This is a genomic window from Agarivorans albus, assembly GCF_019670105.1.
GTDB lineage: Bacteria > Pseudomonadota > Gammaproteobacteria > Enterobacterales > Celerinatantimonadaceae > Agarivorans > Agarivorans albus.
Genome location: NZ_AP023032.1, coordinates 1996642 through 2012725, shown reverse-complemented (window position 1 = coordinate 2012725; position 16084 = coordinate 1996642). Strand labels below are relative to the sequence as shown.

Sequence of the window (16084 nt, the reverse complement as noted above, 5' to 3'; positions counted from 1 at the left end):
ACCTGCACTAGCAGGTTTTTTTATACTCTTTAGCCACACAACAATAAGGAACACACTTTGGCAATCAATAAAGTACTGTGTTTTGGCGACTCTAATACTTGGGGTTACTCTCCTGCTAGTAGGCAACGTATGCCAGCCAACTCTCGTTGGCCGCGGGTTATGGAGAACTTGCTTGGCGAGCCTTACCAAATTATTGAAGCTGGACAACCCGGCAGAACCACCTATCCCAGTTCATCAAGCTTTGGTTTGAGCAGCGGCATAGATGCCTTGTTGCAAGACACCCAAAAGCACCAGCCAGACTGCTTAGTATTGATGTTAGGCACTAATGATTTTTATCCAGAATTTCAACTTGCAGTAGAGCAGATAAGTGACAACCTTGAGCAAATGGTTGTTGAGCTAGACCAGCACTGTGTAAACCAAGGAATAACAAGCCCCAAGGTGTTGTTAGTTGCTCCACCAGCAATAGATGAAACAGGCCCTTTCGGTCAGCACTTTAAAGGCTCGCAAGCTAAGTCTCAGCTACTTGCTGGCTTACTCGCAGCTAAAGCAAAAAGGCTTAGCTGCGCGTTTTTTGATGTAAACAGCATTATTAAACTTAAACAACAAGACGGCGTTCATTTAAGCCCTGAGCAACATAAGCAACTTGCTGAAGCGCTTGCGGCAAAACTGGCGTTTATCTACCAGTAAGCATAACTAAAGCCTCACGAAGAGGCTTTTAATCATTACAAACCAAAATGCTTAGGCAGCTTGCGAGGCGCCCATTGTTGCCAACGATATAAAGCCTCTATGAAAAAGTAATCGCCAAAAATAGTGCCGACTTCTGGCTCGCCCCATTTTTCTGAGCCTTTCAGCAAAATACTTTGGTAGTTATTGTCCATTGCTAAGTATTTAGGTGTAGAAAGTGACGCTAGCATTTGTTGTGCGTCGTTTAAGTACTTCTCTTGTTGAGTAATCTTATAAAGCTCGATGAGTGCTGATGCCACAATCGCCGTAGCAGAACTATCTCGAGGGTTATCATCATCTATTGGAGCGTCAAAGTCTGAATACGGCACCAAGTCTTGAGTTTGTTGTTTGGTGCTTTCAATAAAGTATTCATAAGACTTGATTGAGCGCTCTAGCATCCGTTCTAAACCCGTGTAACGATAATACATAGCATAAGCATAAACCGACCAAGCTTGGCCTCTTGACCAAGTTGATTCCGTTTTCCAGCCTTGATGAGTTCTTTTCTTAACTACTTCACCACTGGGGCTATAACTCACTACATGGTAGGTGCTGCCATTTTCTCTTACGCCGTGCTCCCAGGTTTTATCTGCATGTGAGATCGCCATCTTGGTGAATTCGGGCTTGTTGGCATGTTTGCCTACCCAAAGCACCAATTCCATATTCATCAATTGATCAATATTGACTTCAAAAGGCAGCCGAGTGGGATTACTAATCCCCTGCCGCCAAGACCGAAATGCGCCGATATCTTTGTTGTAACGCTGTTTCACTAAGGTAGAGGCACCATCTATCAATACTTGCTTGTAATCATCGCTAGGCTTTTTACCCATGGTGTAACCTAAACCAAAACTGTTAAAAATTTGAAAGCCAGTATCATTGTCAGTGGCATAGGCGCGCGACCTTACCCCTTCTGTCCAATGCTCAGCATACTGCTGCCATTGGCCATTATTACTTAGTGCATTTAGATACCAAAAGATGCCCGGTATAAATCCGCTACACCAGTTTTTCGAGTACTCATGCTGCCATTTTCCCGCTTCATTGGTATAGGCTGTAAACCAATGTTTGTTACTGTTTAATGCCTCGGAGGCAAGCAGTTCAGATTTGCTTTCGATAAGCGCCATCACGCTTTGTGGGGGCGCTTGGCTGGCTACCGCCTGTGCGTTTACAGACAACATGCTTACCGCTAATCCTGCGACAACAGCGTTTTTAAGATTGGCGTGTTTAATGGAAAAAAGGGGCATAGTTACCTCATAGTTTGGTACGGTAAATAGCTGCTAGCAGGCTAAGGGCTCTCGGGAGGTGGCACGCGAGAGCTAACCAGGTGCAGGCTTCTATTTAGGCTCAGCTGCTGAGTACTCAAGCTTGTAGAAATGTGCTTCACTCATACCATGGGTAAATTGGTTGTATACGCCGGCTTTAAAGTAACTTAACAGGTGACGCCAATAATCAATGTCGTGCTTAACTAGGTTGGTACCGTCTACGTCAACCGATAGCGTTTTGTTGCCTACGGTAATATCAAAAGCGGTAGTTTTACCTGTCGGCGCTTTACCCAAATCAATGTGGCTATAAGCAACATCAGGCTTACACATATTTTTGTCTTTGTTTTTTTTACCAAAGGACCCTTTGCAAATGACTGCATTGTTTTTGATGATTGCCCAAAAATGCCCTTTCACGCCATTAGCATCACGCTTCCATACCACCCTCAATAAGGGGTGCGGTACATTGTGTGTGCCTTCGTCATCTAAGCCCTTGTTATGTACTTGTAGAAAAGTAATCTCATCTTGTTTTGAGTCTGAGTTTTTCATTGAAGCTTCAGGGTCAATCATTTCAACGTCGGCGCGTAATGAGTAAAAATGATCGGGTAAATCGGTACGGAAGTTTTTATGCACCCGAACTTCATTACGTAAATGATCGTTCTTCATTTTGAAGACCAGGGCTTCGCTTGTTTTATCTACATAAAAGTAAGGACTCACGATACCAGTAAAATCTCCATCTAGCGCAAAGTATTCCTTATTGCCTTTCTTACCTTCAGCATCTGAAATTTGCAGCTCAGATTCGCTTAAAACATGTTGAAACTGAGGATAGTTAACCGGCTCGCCCAAGCTACCGTTGTTATCAGAAAACTGAACATTGGCTGAAGCCAATGTGGAAACAGCTAGTAAAGCAGATAGAGCGAGTATATGGTTTTTCATAAGCCCTCATTAATGTAATATCATCATACTAATAAATATTTAGCATATTCGAACAACAATAAAAGCCACTTAACACGATAGTGTGCACCAAGGCTCAAAAGTAATGAGTTAGAACTAGCTTAACGAATTGTTAGATGAGCGGAATTATTTTTCGTTGTTGGGTTCTTAAGACTTGGCGTAGGGAGTTCTCACTATTAGTTGTTCTTGCCTGTTCAGTTTCCTATTTAAAGCGCTAAAATAAACGCCCAAGGCGCTAAATTGGCTTTAGCAGCTCTTCTCAGTTTCACTCAAAGGACAACTTATGCTGTTTGTATGTTCTGATATTCATGGCGACTACCAAGCCCTAACACTCACTTTAGCCGCTTTTAAACGCAGCGGAGCTTCGCATTTAATCAGCTTGGGCGATGTACTTAACCACGGGCCTCGTAACCCCGTGCCCGCTCACTATGCACCTTTAAAAGTAGCGGAAGACTTAAACAACATCGCTGATAAAATTATTGCGGTTAGAGGGAATTGCGATAGCGAAGTAGACCAAGCCCTGTGTCACTTTCCATTGTTAGCTGAATACAACCAAATGCTTTTAGGAACACGCAAAATATTTTTGTGTCATGGCCATAATTATGGACCAAACCAACTGCCGCCTTTAAGCCCTGGAGATATATTGGTGAGCGGCCACAGCCATATTCCGCAAGCCCAACAACAAGACGGGCACTTTGTGCTTAATCCCGGCTCGGTATCTATGCCTCGACAAGATTGGCAAGCCAGTTACGCATTAATCACTGAACAGCAATTACAAGTATGTAGTCTTGTTGATCACCAAAAGCTACTGAGCTGCCCTTTAGATAAAAACTAAACGACAGCTAGCAGAGCCAGGCTCTGTTAGCACTAATTTGCTTTGACTTACAGTTAAAATCGTCGTGTTTACCGGCGAACATTGCGCAGTGAACCAAACTGTTTCCATCCCACAAACTGTGATGTACAGCAAAATTTATAAATGAAACTCTCAAAAACAAAGAGCAATATGAATAATTGCCAAGGTCATCATATTTAATAATACAATAGTATTATAACGTTTCCCTGTTCACGAAAACTCCGTCTACGAGTTACATTTAACTAACAGGGAACTATCATGAAAAAGATTTATGTCGCTTGTGCCGTAGCTGCACTGTTTGCAGGTACAGCTGGCGCAGCTGGCGCAGCTGGCGCAGCGAATACACCGACCAATTACCAGCTTGAATTGATGTCGAAGCTGGATGCCTCTAAAGCCCCGGCGCAAAACTTCGAAATGCGTAAGTGGAAAATTAACTTACCCTACCCTGATACCAAGCCTGAGCGCGAAGGTAAAACCATGGAAGTGTATGCATCTCAACTAAACGATGCAGAAAATCCGTTCTCACATCCAGAATGGTTTTACACCAACGCTGAAACTGGCGCCATGGTATTTAAAGTACCTAATGAAGCCGTGACTACTCCTAACAGTAAAAACGCTCGTAGTGAATTACGCGCAATGTTAAACGTGAACTTACCTACTGGGTATAAAGATCCAAGCACCAATTTTGTATTGGCTTCTCACGACAATGCGGCAGCTTACGGCTCTATTGGCGGACGCATGAGCGCAGCCTTAAGTGTTGACCATGTAAGCCTAAGTGGTAACGATGCAAAAATGGGTGCTCACTCGGTGGTTATTGGCCAGATCCATGGTTCAAATAATGAACCTTTAAAGATCTTCTTCCGCAAATTGCCAAACCATGAGCATGGTTCGCTATTCTGGAACTATGAAATTAATCCTAAAGACAAGAAAGACCGTTTCGATATTCCTCATAACATCTTCGGCCAGTACAACTTAACCAAAGACGATAAAGATCCAGTTGGCGGCATCAAGCTGGGTGAATTGTTCTCTTATGACGTTGATATTGTTGACAACATAATGAACCTCACATTTACCAAAAACCCAGGTGAAGCCAATGAGCAAGTTGTCACGTATAAGGTTAACTTAGCTGAACCTAACTCTGCTTCAGACTTAGATACCAGCTACGCGCAAGATTGGATGTACTTTAAAGCAGGTGCTTACAACCAGTGCAATATCAAACCTAAAACCAATACTTGGAGCTCGGGCTGCAGCAATAATGGCTTAGATGCTGGTGATTACACACAAGTAAGCTTCTATAAACTTAACCTTATTCAATAAGGCTAAATAAGCAAACAACTCCGTTTATAAACACAAGCCCTTGGCATGAAAATGCCAAGGGCTTTTTAATCACAAGTAAAGCTATAACACTTAAGCCTTCGTCAACAATAAAGGCCTAAAAGCGTAGTAGAGAAGAGGCGTTAAACAAAGAAATACTCATCAGGCTTTAGTTACACCCGATGAGTATGATGCTTAACCGCTCACTGATCGATAGGTATAACCAGCAGATCTATCGAGACGTTATTAACCAGCTCATGATGTTTAGACGCTAAACGATGCCAGAACCCATTATCATGACCACATACGATTAAGTCAGCGCCTACCTCGGCCACTGTTTCATCTAAGCGGGCACTTAAATCACCTTGCATAACAAACTGGTTCTCAATGGTGTAATTAGTATCCACCACCAAGGCGTTAAGCTTGTTAGCAAACTCTTTAAGGCTAGGATGCATTGGTTCTATGGCGGCTAAATCAAGATCAATTAGCCCACTGAATGCTGAATCGTTAGCGCTTTCATCAACAAAAATCAGTGATACTTTTGCATCGAGTGGTTTCGCTAGCAGGATGACTTTATCGATTATTCGTCTGCTGTTTTCAGAGAGGTCGACGGCGACTAAAATGTGACGATAGCTCATGATGTGCTCCTCGTAGTTTATTTAATCACTTTAAGCTTAGCAGCGGAAATACGCCTTAGACGGACTTGGCGCACATGCCAAGGGAATATTTGAAGCTAACTTGAGCTTGGTCATTATTAGCTTCAAAACAATGTATTAGAGACAACATAAAACCAACATTACCGCTCGCTTAACAGCATTCATGGTTTAGTCTCCCTTTTTTTGACAAGTAGATAATTACTGTTAAGTGCTACACAGCTAGTTTCTCTTATTTATTCAGCGGCTTTGTGAGCAAGCTCATACTGACCATGAAACAACAAGAAATTTACCTATCTATTTCAGGCTGTTATGCGGCTTTCCAACTTTTTTACTTAGCTAACTCGGGTAGCATCATCTTTAAGTAAGTTGTTAACTTCACCCTCAAACGTGAGAGCCTAAAATGCCCGAATGTCGAACATACCACCGCTTCGCAGCTAAGCTGATTTTACTTGGTTTCATCTCGCCTTTTGCAGTTGCGGCCGACTGCGAGTACTCCATAACCAATCAATGGGACCAAGGCTTTCAGGCACAGGTGACCATTACAAATACCGATTCAACTAACATCGAGGGTTGGCAAGTTAATTGGCAATATCAACAAGGCTCTCAACTTAGCTCTAGCTGGAATACGGTTTTAAGTGGAGATAACCCATACAGCGCAAGTAACCTTTCGTGGAACGCGACTATAAAGCCAGGGGAGTCGGTTGAATTTGGTATTCAAGGAACCATGAACGGCAACAATGCGGAACAACCAGCGCTTACTGGTGATGTTTGCTCTAGTCAAACACCACCACCTCCCAGTGAACAACCTGCTATAACGGCTATAGACGCTGCAGCAGCAATGGGCACCGGCTTTAACTTAGGGCAAATGTTCGACAACCAACAACATGCGGCTACCCTAACCGAAGCTTCAGGAAAAATAGATGCTTATTACGAGCAAGGTTATCGTAATGTCAGAATTCCGATTAGTTGGACCATAGAGATATCAGGTTCAACCATTGCTAACGAATCAGGAAAAATAGACCTTAACAATGCTCGCCTTAAAGAGATAATAAAAACTGTCGACCATGCCCTAGCTTATGAAGATATGTTCGTAGTTATCAATGCTCACCATGAAGCCGTAATCAAAGACAATAGTGATGCGGTGATGTTAGAAACTCTGTGGACTGATATTAGTGCTCTATTTAAAGACCGCAGTAACCGCCTCATTTTTCAAATTTTAAACGAACCGCACTTAAGTAATAGCGAAGCCATGCTTCCGTCAAAGCTACGCCACATGACAGGTTTGGCATATAACAAGATCAGAGAACAGAGTCCAAATCGGATTGTTGTAATTGGTGGAAACCAATGGTTTGGCGCTCATGAGATGGCGCGAACCTGGCCAAACTTAGACGCTGTTGGAGGGGGCAATGACCCCTATGTGATGGCCGCATTCCACCATTACAATCCTTGGTCTTACCACGGTGAAGGTAACTTATCGACTAAGTGGACTGAATCTGACATTAGTGACCCAATTAGAACCATGCAACAATGGGCAAACGGTGTGGGTCAAGGTATGCCAATCTACATCAGTGAATGGGGTACTAATTGGCAAAAATATAAAAGCCAAATGGATTGCAACAATATTAGAGCTTGGTATGAATTACTGGACTCTAAACATGCAAAAGCAGCAGGCATTCCCACTTCTGTGTGGGACGATGGCGGTTGGTTTATGATCTATGATCACCGCACCAATACCTACAACAACAACCTTTATCAGTGCATTATTCAAGGCTCCTGCGAGTACAGCAGTAACGACAGCAGCCAAATCAATGCAGCCTGTAAGTAGCGCAACTAAAACCCACTACTTTATACTTCCCGCGACTACTCCGTCGCGGGCAACCTTAGAGTATTGGAGACAGCATTCAAAGCGTGATTGTTAACCGCGATAACCAATACTAAATACCCCACCCTCTGTCACCGAATTATAACCAATGCCAAACACTAAATGCCGAGTTAAAGCATAACGAAGCCCAACTTCGCCGCCCCAGTTTCGCTTGGTATCGGTATACCATTCTGGCTTACAGTCGGTGCAAAACTGGGTAATACCGTCAGTGTATTCGGTGGTGTCTTCTAACATTGCTCCACCGCCGTAAACACTTAGATTATTGGAAAGGCTGTAACTCACCCCTAGCCTTAACATGGTTAAGTCTCTTTTACCTTCTGCAGGTGCTTCAAAGCCTAAGTCTTCTTCTTTTGATCTACCATAACCGAGGTAGTAACCCCAATTAGGGTAGCTTTTGTCGTAATGATTTACCGCTACGGTCAAGCCCAACATAGGTTGGTCGGGATGTTGGTAATCGAGAAATACCGCAGCCCACGGATAAGCGTTGGTGTTTTCTTGTTGCTGTTGGGCAACAGCCTGAGCAGACATTGTGAGGGCAAATACTGTAATACTGGGTTTTACTAACTTAGAGATGTGCACGAAATTCTCAACCTTTTAAACCTTACCTCCCTGTAAACCAATAATCTGCGGCAGATAATGGCAGTTATCTGTCCTTAAAAAAACCGTAAGCACTGCTTTAGCTCAAATCATTAGGATAATTTGCTGAATACTTGATGGTGCTTTGAGTTTACTGCTCGCAACCTAGCTAGAAAACCAAGGTATGGCGGTTAAAGCTCTCTTGTCTCACCGCAATTAGATTTTGCATAAGCTATTGATTAAATTGCTTACTTGACTATGCTGAGAACATAAATCTTGTTGAGGATGTATTTATGTTTCAGCTTACTGGCCGTAAGGTTGTTGTTTTCTTTTTGGTGTTTTTCATCATTAACTACATCATTGCAGTGTTTTGGAGCATTGAGCCAGACCGAATCGAGGTCAAAGAATATGTACTTGAGCAAGCAGTGGCAAACGGTGAAGAAGCGGTAACCGGATATGCTACTACCACCGCATTGATGTTTGTGGCCGAAACCCTGCTAAACAAATCGGGCGGTTACTTAAGTAACGATAAAATGCCCCCCAGTGTGTTTATGGACAATATGCCAAGTTGGGAGCTTGGTGCATTAAACCAAGTTCGAGATTTATCGCTGATTATGCGTAAAGATTTTAGCCGCTCTCAAGCACAATCGGTAGAACATGCCCAGCTTAAAATCGCCCAGCCTAAGTTCAATATTGACCATACTTCATGGCAGCTTCCAAGTGCAGAGCGCGAATATCAAGATGCTATAGATGCCCTTGCAGTTTATCGCGCCCAATTAGCCGATCCTAAAGACCCAAATGCGCAGTTTTATGCTCGTGCCGACAACTTAGTTACCTGGCTTAACGAAGTACAATCCCGCCTGGGAAGCATGTCGCAAAAGCTTTCGGCCTCGGTAGGCCGAGAGCGCATTAACACTAGCTTAGTGGGCGATGAAGGTGCTGCACAGTCTACCTTTGCTCCATCAGAAAGCATGGTGAAAACCTCTTGGTGGAAAATTGATGACGTGTTCTACGAAGCGCGTGGCGAAGCGTGGGCATTGTTGCACTTTTTCCAAGCAATAGAAGTAGACTTTAAAGGCGTGTTAGAGAAGAAGAATGCTACAGTAGCGGTTCGCCAAATTGTTCGCGAATTAGAAGCGACCCAAGAAACCGTATGGAGCCCAATGATCTTAAACGGCACAGGTTTTGGCCTCATGGCTAACCACTCCTTAGTAATGGCTAACTATGTATCACGTGCCAATGCGGCCATTATTAATCTAAATAATTTGCTTACCAAAGGCTAAATTAGCTACTAGCAAATACCAAAAGCAGCGTTGATTCGCTGCTTTTGTGCATTTACACTGGCTTAACTTTTACCAAGGATAAGTAACATGGACAAACAACAAGCAATTGAAGCTGCCACTTTTCGCCGTTTGCTGGAACACCTAGACCAACACAAAGAAGTACAAAACATTGAGCTGATGAACTTAGCTGATTTTTGTCGAAACTGTTTAGCCAAGTGGATGATGGCAGCGGCTGAAGAGCAAGGCGAAAGCCTTAACTATGATGAAGCAAGAGAAAAAGTGTATGGCATGCCATACTCAGAATGGAAAGAGCACCACCAACTGCCAGCAACCGATGAGCAAATGGCCATTTTCAACGCTAAACAAGCCTCTAAAAAGTAATACGCTATGGTGAAGTGAGCTTTCTTCTTTCACTAACCATTGTAATGAACATTTAGCCAATCCGGTCCGTATATCTAAGTATCACGGTAAATGATTGAGGTAACACAATGCCAAAATCAGTATGGATAAAAAGCAAGGCCAGCAACAACGCTAAAACCCTAGTTATTGCTGGCTCCCTGCTAGTATTTATTGGGATAAGTACCCTCTACGTTCCTGCGGTATTGGTGTCACTTATAGCCTCGGTGATTTTCTTTTTAGCATACCTGGGGATTAGAGTTGGCGTAGAAAAATGGATGCAACCGGTGTATTCAGTTGTATTGTGCTATGACCACATTCAATTTCACCATCGTTACGGTGGTTGGTGTTTGCCCTGGGATAAACTACAACGTATCGATGTCCCAAGGTTAAGTGATGGACTTAATTGGCACGATATGAATTACGTTGGCTTACGTTTGAGTGACCCAGATTATTTACTCGACAGTCTGTCCCCTCGCCTATCAGCACATTTACTCACAGAGCAAAGAGCGGCCTTGCTCGCATCCTTGCGAAGAAGCTGTACACATTGCCAAGACAGTAAAGTGAGTGATCATTTAATTGAAGACGATTATTTTAAATCAAGCAGTGGGAAAATTTACACCGGACTCACCGGAATGTTCGCAAACAGAATGAAAAAGCTTCGAGAGCTCACTGGTTATGATCTATTAATTGAGCAAGATATTCTTGACCGAGAACCAGAAGATTTCATTAGCTTAGTGCGTAACTACAAAAGCCAAACTCTGCGCGAGCACAACGCATAATCACCTAGCTCGCTAGAGAACGATTACCAAATTAATAACGCGGCTTATCGCTGCCTTCAACGGTACGCAATAACTTTAAAGTCCACATGTATTGCTCTGGCGAGCGAGAAATTAACTTCTCTACCTCTTGATTCATTCGCAAGGTATCTTGCGCAACATCTTTGCTGGGGAAGTCTTGCATAGCAGGATGAATGAACAACTTAACTTTATGCAGTTCGCTGTCGTATCCCGCATAGATAGGCACCACCTTTGCGCCACTTAATTTGGTCATTTTACCCAATACCGGCAACGTGGCTTTTTTAGTAGCAAATAATGGCGTCATTAAACTGGCTTCTGGACCAAAGTCTTCATCTGGTAAATAGATACACCCAAAACCGGCTCTTACTGCTTTGATCAGCGTTTTAATACCTGCGTTACGTTCAAAAATAACGCCGCCAAAACGAGTACGTTGTTTTGCCATCGCCCAATCAACAATGGGGTCACCAGTTTTTTTAAACATGGTGCACATATCATGGCCTCGGGTACAAAAATAAGTCCCCAGAAAATCCACTGGGTAGGTATGTGGTAATAGAATTATAAAGTTTTCATTATTATCAAGAATACTTTGAATATGCTCTTCACCATCAACCACAATACGGTTCTGCAGATAACGTTTTGAGCGAACAGACATCTCGCCCGCTCCCAAAATAAGCTGAGCAAAAATCTGCATATTTTCTTGCATTAATTGCTCGCGCTGTTGCGCGGTCATATCGGGGAAACACAGCTTTAAATTAGTGTCGGCAATTGCACGGCGTTTCTTCAAGGCTTTAAGGTTAAAGATACGGTTGGCAATAGCTACGGCAATTTTATCTCGTAGCTTTACCGGCACATAGGCCAGCAGAATGATGAGTCCGCCCACCAACCAGGTGCCCCAATGCTTAGGGGCTAACCATGTTTTGGAAAACGATATAGAAAATGCTTGAGACTCAAACTTCGACATAGTCTAACAACACTACCTTAAGAAATTGATAAAACTGCGCGCCAGTTTACTCTGCAGTGGCGCTAAAGCAAGTTTACTCAAGGCGGTGAGTTACAAAATAGAGTGTGTCGCATCCAAGTTACTCGATACGAAATGATCAAGTTGTGGCGCCATTAATAAGGGTTCATCTTGCCAAATAATCGCTTTACGCATTTTTTGGCGTGCATCTAATACCATAGATTCAGTTTCTTTAGAGCGTAACCAATGGTCTTTACTAGGCCACTGCGAGTAAGAAATCCACGTGCCGTCGGAGGCTTTATGCAAACGCGATCCCAATGCGGCACACTTATCAATATTAAAATGAATAATCTCTGACCAGCCTTCTTTAAAGGACTGAATATGCTCTTCATTTAACTTCCAACGAAACAACACAACAAACATCGACAATCTCCTTATTATTCTCGCTTAACATAACTATGGCTGTAGCCTGCCTTAAAACACAAGGTCTCTAGCTAAACTCTGCTAAACGGTTATCAATTAGTTGACTTAACTCACTTTTTCTTTGCTCACTGGCATAACTTGCGGCAACAGCGTTTTGGCAAAGCTGGGCAATCTGTAGCGGGCTCCAGGCAAAAGTTTCACTGCAGGCCTGCAAGTTATCCAGTAAATATCCACCAAAATATGCAGGATCGTCTGAGTTAATAGTAACCGCCAAGCCTTTCTGCAACATTTTCGGTAATGGGTGCTCACTTAAGTGCTCAACCACCTTTAGTTTTACGTTGCTAAACGGACAAACGGTTAATGGCATTTGAGCGGCGGCAAGTTCTTTAACTAAAACTTCATCTTCTAAACAGCGAACGCCATGATCAATTCGGCTAACATCCAATAGCAGCCAAGCATTTGCCACATTGGCTGCCGGGCCTTCTTCTCCTGCATGAGCCACTCTTTGCAGCCCCAGTTGCTTTGCCATCGCAAACACTTGTTGGAACTTCTCAGGAGGATGACCTTGTTCACTAGAGTCTAAACCCACACCAATTATATGTTTAAGGTAAGGTTTAGCCGCTTCTAAAGTCTCAATTGCAGAGTCCTGCGATAAGTGACGCAGAAAACACATAATATATTCGCAGGTTATTCCAAACTGGGTAAAAGCTTGTTGCTTAGCCCTCACCAGCCCATTAATCACTGTGTATATTGCGATACCGCGTTCAGTGTGAGTTTGCGGGTCAAAGAATATTTCCGTATGTAATACATTATCGCGGTGGCAGGTTTCAAAGTAAGCCCAAGCTAAATCGAAAAAGTCTTGTTCTGTTTGCAACACTTCTGCACCTTGATAGTACAAATCTAGAAACTCTTGAAGGTTATTAAACTGGTAAGCTTTTCTTAAGTCTTCGACGCTGGCATAAGGCAAAGTAATATCGTTTCGTTTTGCTAGCTTGAACATCAACTCAGGTTCTAAGCTACCTTCAATGTGCAAATGCAGCTCAACCTTTGCTATTTTTTTAATAAAATCTTGTTGATTAAACATCAATCTTTTCCTTCAACTGCTTGGAGATAAGGGGCTGTTAAATTTTCGCGATTAAATTTTGTTCGCGATAAAATAGTTTTAGGCGCGGCAAGGCGTGCGTAACCTAGTCACTCTAAGTAAGTACGCCTTAACAAAGCATAAAACTATTTTAGCCGAACCCTTTGGGCAGCGTTTGTGGCTTATTTCTACGGCGTTATCAGCTTCTCATGTAGGCTAGCTACACATTAAAGCTTCTACCTTGTATAAATAACCCTCAAACTACTGCAAAATTCAGCTCGAAAGTTAAACAGCCCCTCATGAATATAAGCTATTTGTTGCCGTTAGGTTATTTTTCTCTAGCGCTTTTTAGTCACACTACGTTACTCTGAACTACGGATTATAGGGTTCTAAGGAAAAAGAATGAGCAAAGCAGTTATTTGTGACATTGATGGTGTACTACTACATGACAACCAACTGATAGATGGAGCCAAAGCATTTATTGAGCGTTTACTGGCTAACGATACCAAGCTAGTAATTTTAACTAACTATCCTGCTCAAACTCCGCAAGATTTACAGAACCGCTTTCAAACTGCTGGAGTTGATATTCCAGAAAGCTGTTTTTATACCTCAGCGATGGCTACCGCAGATTTTCTTAAACGCCAAGAAGGTAACAAAGCCTATGTTATTGGCGAAGGCGCGTTAATTCATGAACTTTATAGCGCTGGATTTACCATCACCGACATTAACCCCGACTTTGTAGTAGTGGGCGAAACCAAAAACTACAATTGGAATATGATTCAACATGCTGCAAAATTTGTTGCACAAGGCGCGCAGTTTATTGCCACCAACCCAGACACTCACGGACCAAACATGAGCCCAGCTTGTGGTTCACTATGCGCTCCTATCGAACGAATTACCGGGCGCGAACCCTTTGTCGTTGGTAAACCCTCTGCTTGGATTGTACGTGCGGCTCTCAATAAAATTGGCGCACATGCAGACGACACCGTGATAATTGGTGATAACCTACGCACTGATATACTGGCTGGCTTTCAAGCGGGCTTAGAAACAATTTTGGTACTATCTGGTGTGAGCAGTGAAGCCGACATTGAAATGGTACCCTTTAGACCGAACTATGTTTTCCCTAACGTGGCAGCAATCGACATAATATAACGATAAAGATTTAGCACTTAATGGATATTTCTATACTAATAACAGTGACGTTTTTGGCAGGATTTCTTGCTCATTTAGCGCACTTACCCCCTCTAATTGGATTTTTGGCTGCCGGTTTTGCCTTACGCGAAATGGGTTATGAACAAAATGAATTGATCTCTACAGCAGCAGATTTAGGTGTAACATTACTGCTGTTTACCGTTGGGTTAAAACTAGATATACGTACCTTGTTTAAGCGTGAAGTTTGGGGAACCGCAACAGCGCATATGGGAACCAACATGCTGCTGTTTGTAGGCACGCTATCAGCTGTTAAATGGTTCGGTATAAGCAGCATTGGTGAGCTGTCTACCACTGGTATTGTTGTATTGTCTTTTGCATTGTGTTTTTCCAGTACAGTATTTGCAGTAAAAGTATTAGAAGACAAGAGTGAAATGAATGCTCTGTATGGCCGCGTGGCTATTGGTGTATTGATTATGCAGGACATCTTTGCGGTAGTATTTCTGGCTGCTACCACTGGCAAAGTTCCAACCATGTATGCGCCACTACTATTGCTGTTATTGCCGCTACGCCCAGTGTTGTATCGTTTGCTAAACCGCGTAGGCCACGGCGAATTGCAGCTAGTTTTAGGCTTCTTTTTAACTTTTGTTTTAGGCGCGCAACTATTCGACAGCGTTGGCCTTAAATCAGATTTAGGTGCGCTAATTATAGGCATGTTGCTAGCAGGCCACCCCGCTGCAAGTGGCATGGCAAAAGCCTTATTTAGCTTTAAAGAACTCTTTTTAGTTGCCTTCTTCTTATCGATTGGTTTATCCAGTGAGTTAAGCTTCGAATCTATCTATATCGCGCTGTTCTTAGTGGGCATTCTCGTGATAAAAACAGCATTTTATTTGCTGTATTTACTGCAATTTAGGTTACGTTCACGAACCGCATTTCTAGGTGCTGTGAGCTTGGCAAACTACAGCGAATTTGGCTTGATTGTAACAGCTGTTGCAGTGCAACTTGGCTGGCTACATGGCGACTGGATGGCAACCTTAGCAATGGCTGTAAGTATTAGCTTTTTGGTTGCTGCTCCTATCCATAAAAACGCCGATATCATTTACCAGTTTATTCGCCCAAGCCTAAAACGCTTACAGCGCTCTAAGTTGCACTTAGAAGACCAACCTATCGAGCTTGGGCAAATGCAGGTAGTAATATTAGGCATGGGCCGAATTGGTGAAGGTGCCTACGATATGTTGCAGCAACACTATCCCGATTTGGTTATCGGTATTGATACCGACCTTGAGAAAATCCAGCACCAAATTGAAAGTGGCCGAGCAGTGATTCAAGGTGACGCTACCGACTCCGATTTTTGGGAAAAGTTAGCCCCCTCAAAAGATTTAAAACTGGTATTACTGGCAATGCCCCATCACCATGGTAACCAATACGCATTAAAGCAACTTAAGAAAGGTGAGTTTAATGCCAAAATTGCCGCCATTGCGCAGTTCGCCGATGATGTTGAAAAGCTAAAGCGCCTTGGCGCAGACGAAGTCTTCAACCTCTACAATGAGGCCGGTGCGGGTTTTGCCGACCACGTACACTCGCAACTCATTGATAGCAATAAACCACAAGAATAAAGCTTAAAATTTGCAAAAAAACTTACAAAAATAGCCAGTTTGTTAATAATTCTTAGTTTTCTGGCTTTTTTTAGCAAAAAATGTCATTCAGGACTTGCAATAATTTCTGATCTTGGCAAATTGAGGGCAATATTGGAACAAATGGCGAAGTACCATTTGTTCGAGAG

The 16084-nt window shown here is 42.9% G+C and carries 16 protein-coding genes; 9 read left to right on the top strand and 7 right to left on the bottom strand.

What is annotated here, in order from left to right; genetic code table 11:
• The first annotated feature begins 57 nt into the window (after positions 1 to 57).
• Positions 58 to 687, top strand: a complete 630-nt coding sequence (locus K5620_RS09225) for a GDSL-type esterase/lipase family protein (protein ID WP_016401118.1) — start codon at positions 58 to 60, stop codon at positions 685 to 687.
• A 35-nt stretch (positions 688 to 722) separates the two neighbouring features.
• On the opposite strand, the gene K5620_RS09220 is transcribed toward K5620_RS09225, so the two are convergent.
• Positions 723 to 1961: a glycoside hydrolase family 88 protein gene (locus K5620_RS09220; protein WP_016401119.1), complete on the bottom strand. Its 1239-nt coding sequence runs from the start codon at positions 1959 to 1961 to the stop codon at positions 723 to 725.
• Positions 1962 to 2051: 90 nt separating this feature from the next.
• A complete protein-coding gene (locus tag K5620_RS09215; protein ID WP_040307007.1) occupies positions 2052 to 2912 on the bottom strand; it encodes a polysaccharide lyase family 7 protein in 861 nt (286 codons plus the stop codon).
• A gap of 301 nt (positions 2913 to 3213) precedes the next feature.
• Here K5620_RS09215 and yfcE point away from each other — a divergent pair, with 301 nt between their 5' ends.
• Together yfcE and K5620_RS09205 are read left to right on the top strand one after the other, a co-directional pair.
• On the top strand, positions 3214 to 3765 hold the full coding sequence (gene yfcE, locus K5620_RS09210; protein WP_016401121.1) for a phosphodiesterase: 552 nt from the start codon (positions 3214 to 3216) through the stop codon (positions 3763 to 3765).
• A 276-nt stretch (positions 3766 to 4041) separates the two neighbouring features.
• A complete protein-coding gene (locus K5620_RS09205; RefSeq protein WP_016401122.1) occupies positions 4042 to 5100 on the top strand; it encodes a polysaccharide lyase family 7 protein in 1059 nt (352 codons plus the stop codon).
• Positions 5101 to 5300: 200 nt separating this feature from the next.
• Here the strand turns inward: K5620_RS09205 and K5620_RS09200 are convergent, their stop codons facing one another.
• Positions 5301 to 5735 carry a universal stress protein gene (locus K5620_RS09200; protein ID WP_016401123.1) on the bottom strand — a complete coding sequence of 145 codons (435 nt, stop codon included), beginning with the start codon at positions 5733 to 5735 and terminating at the stop codon, positions 5301 to 5303.
• A 418-nt stretch (positions 5736 to 6153) separates the two neighbouring features.
• Between K5620_RS09200 and K5620_RS09195 the strand changes: the two genes are divergently transcribed.
• Positions 6154 to 7578, top strand: coding sequence for a cellulase family glycosylhydrolase (locus K5620_RS09195; RefSeq protein ID WP_016401125.1), 1425 nt, complete (start codon positions 6154 to 6156; stop codon positions 7576 to 7578).
• A gap of 90 nt (positions 7579 to 7668) precedes the next feature.
• Here the strand turns inward: K5620_RS09195 and K5620_RS09190 are convergent, their stop codons facing one another.
• Complete coding sequence (locus K5620_RS09190) at positions 7669 to 8214, bottom strand: outer membrane beta-barrel protein (RefSeq protein WP_016401126.1); 546 nt, start codon at positions 8212 to 8214, stop codon at positions 7669 to 7671.
• A gap of 290 nt (positions 8215 to 8504) precedes the next feature.
• Here K5620_RS09190 and K5620_RS09185 point away from each other — a divergent pair, with 290 nt between their 5' ends.
• The 3 genes from K5620_RS09185 to K5620_RS09175 all read left to right on the top strand — a co-directional run bounded on the left by K5620_RS09185 (position 8505) and on the right by K5620_RS09175 (position 10672).
• Positions 8505 to 9494, top strand: a complete 990-nt coding sequence (locus tag K5620_RS09185) for a DUF2333 family protein (RefSeq protein WP_016401127.1) — start codon at positions 8505 to 8507, stop codon at positions 9492 to 9494.
• A gap of 87 nt (positions 9495 to 9581) precedes the next feature.
• The gene (locus K5620_RS09180) at positions 9582 to 9875 is read left to right on the top strand and encodes a DUF1244 domain-containing protein (RefSeq protein WP_016401128.1); all 294 of its coding nucleotides are present in this window, start codon (positions 9582 to 9584) and stop codon (positions 9873 to 9875) included.
• A 107-nt stretch (positions 9876 to 9982) separates the two neighbouring features.
• Positions 9983 to 10672 carry a DUF2982 domain-containing protein gene (locus K5620_RS09175; protein WP_016401129.1) on the top strand — a complete coding sequence of 230 codons (690 nt, stop codon included), beginning with the start codon at positions 9983 to 9985 and terminating at the stop codon, positions 10670 to 10672.
• A 31-nt stretch (positions 10673 to 10703) separates the two neighbouring features.
• Here the strand turns inward: K5620_RS09175 and lpxM are convergent, their stop codons facing one another.
• The 3 genes from lpxM to K5620_RS09160 form a co-directional block, all read right to left on the bottom strand.
• Positions 10704 to 11651: a lauroyl-Kdo(2)-lipid IV(A) myristoyltransferase gene (gene lpxM, locus K5620_RS09170; RefSeq protein ID WP_016401130.1), complete on the bottom strand. Its 948-nt coding sequence runs from the start codon at positions 11649 to 11651 to the stop codon at positions 10704 to 10706.
• A 90-nt stretch (positions 11652 to 11741) separates the two neighbouring features.
• On the bottom strand, positions 11742 to 12071 hold the full coding sequence (locus tag K5620_RS09165; protein ID WP_016401131.1) for an antibiotic biosynthesis monooxygenase family protein: 330 nt from the start codon (positions 12069 to 12071) through the stop codon (positions 11742 to 11744).
• 67 nt (positions 12072 to 12138) lie between these two features.
• Positions 12139 to 13155, bottom strand: a complete 1017-nt coding sequence (locus tag K5620_RS09160; RefSeq protein WP_016401132.1) for an adenosine deaminase — start codon at positions 13153 to 13155, stop codon at positions 12139 to 12141.
• Between the two features lie 399 nt (positions 13156 to 13554).
• Between K5620_RS09160 and K5620_RS09155 the strand changes: the two genes are divergently transcribed.
• Both K5620_RS09155 and K5620_RS09150 read left to right on the top strand, forming a co-directional pair.
• Positions 13555 to 14304: an HAD-IIA family hydrolase gene (locus K5620_RS09155; RefSeq protein WP_016401134.1), complete on the top strand. Its 750-nt coding sequence runs from the start codon at positions 13555 to 13557 to the stop codon at positions 14302 to 14304.
• A gap of 20 nt (positions 14305 to 14324) precedes the next feature.
• Entirely contained in the window at positions 14325 to 15917 is a 1593-nt protein-coding gene (locus K5620_RS09150; RefSeq protein WP_040307008.1) for a cation:proton antiporter family protein, read from the top strand.
• Positions 15918 to 16084: the final 167 nt, after the last annotated feature.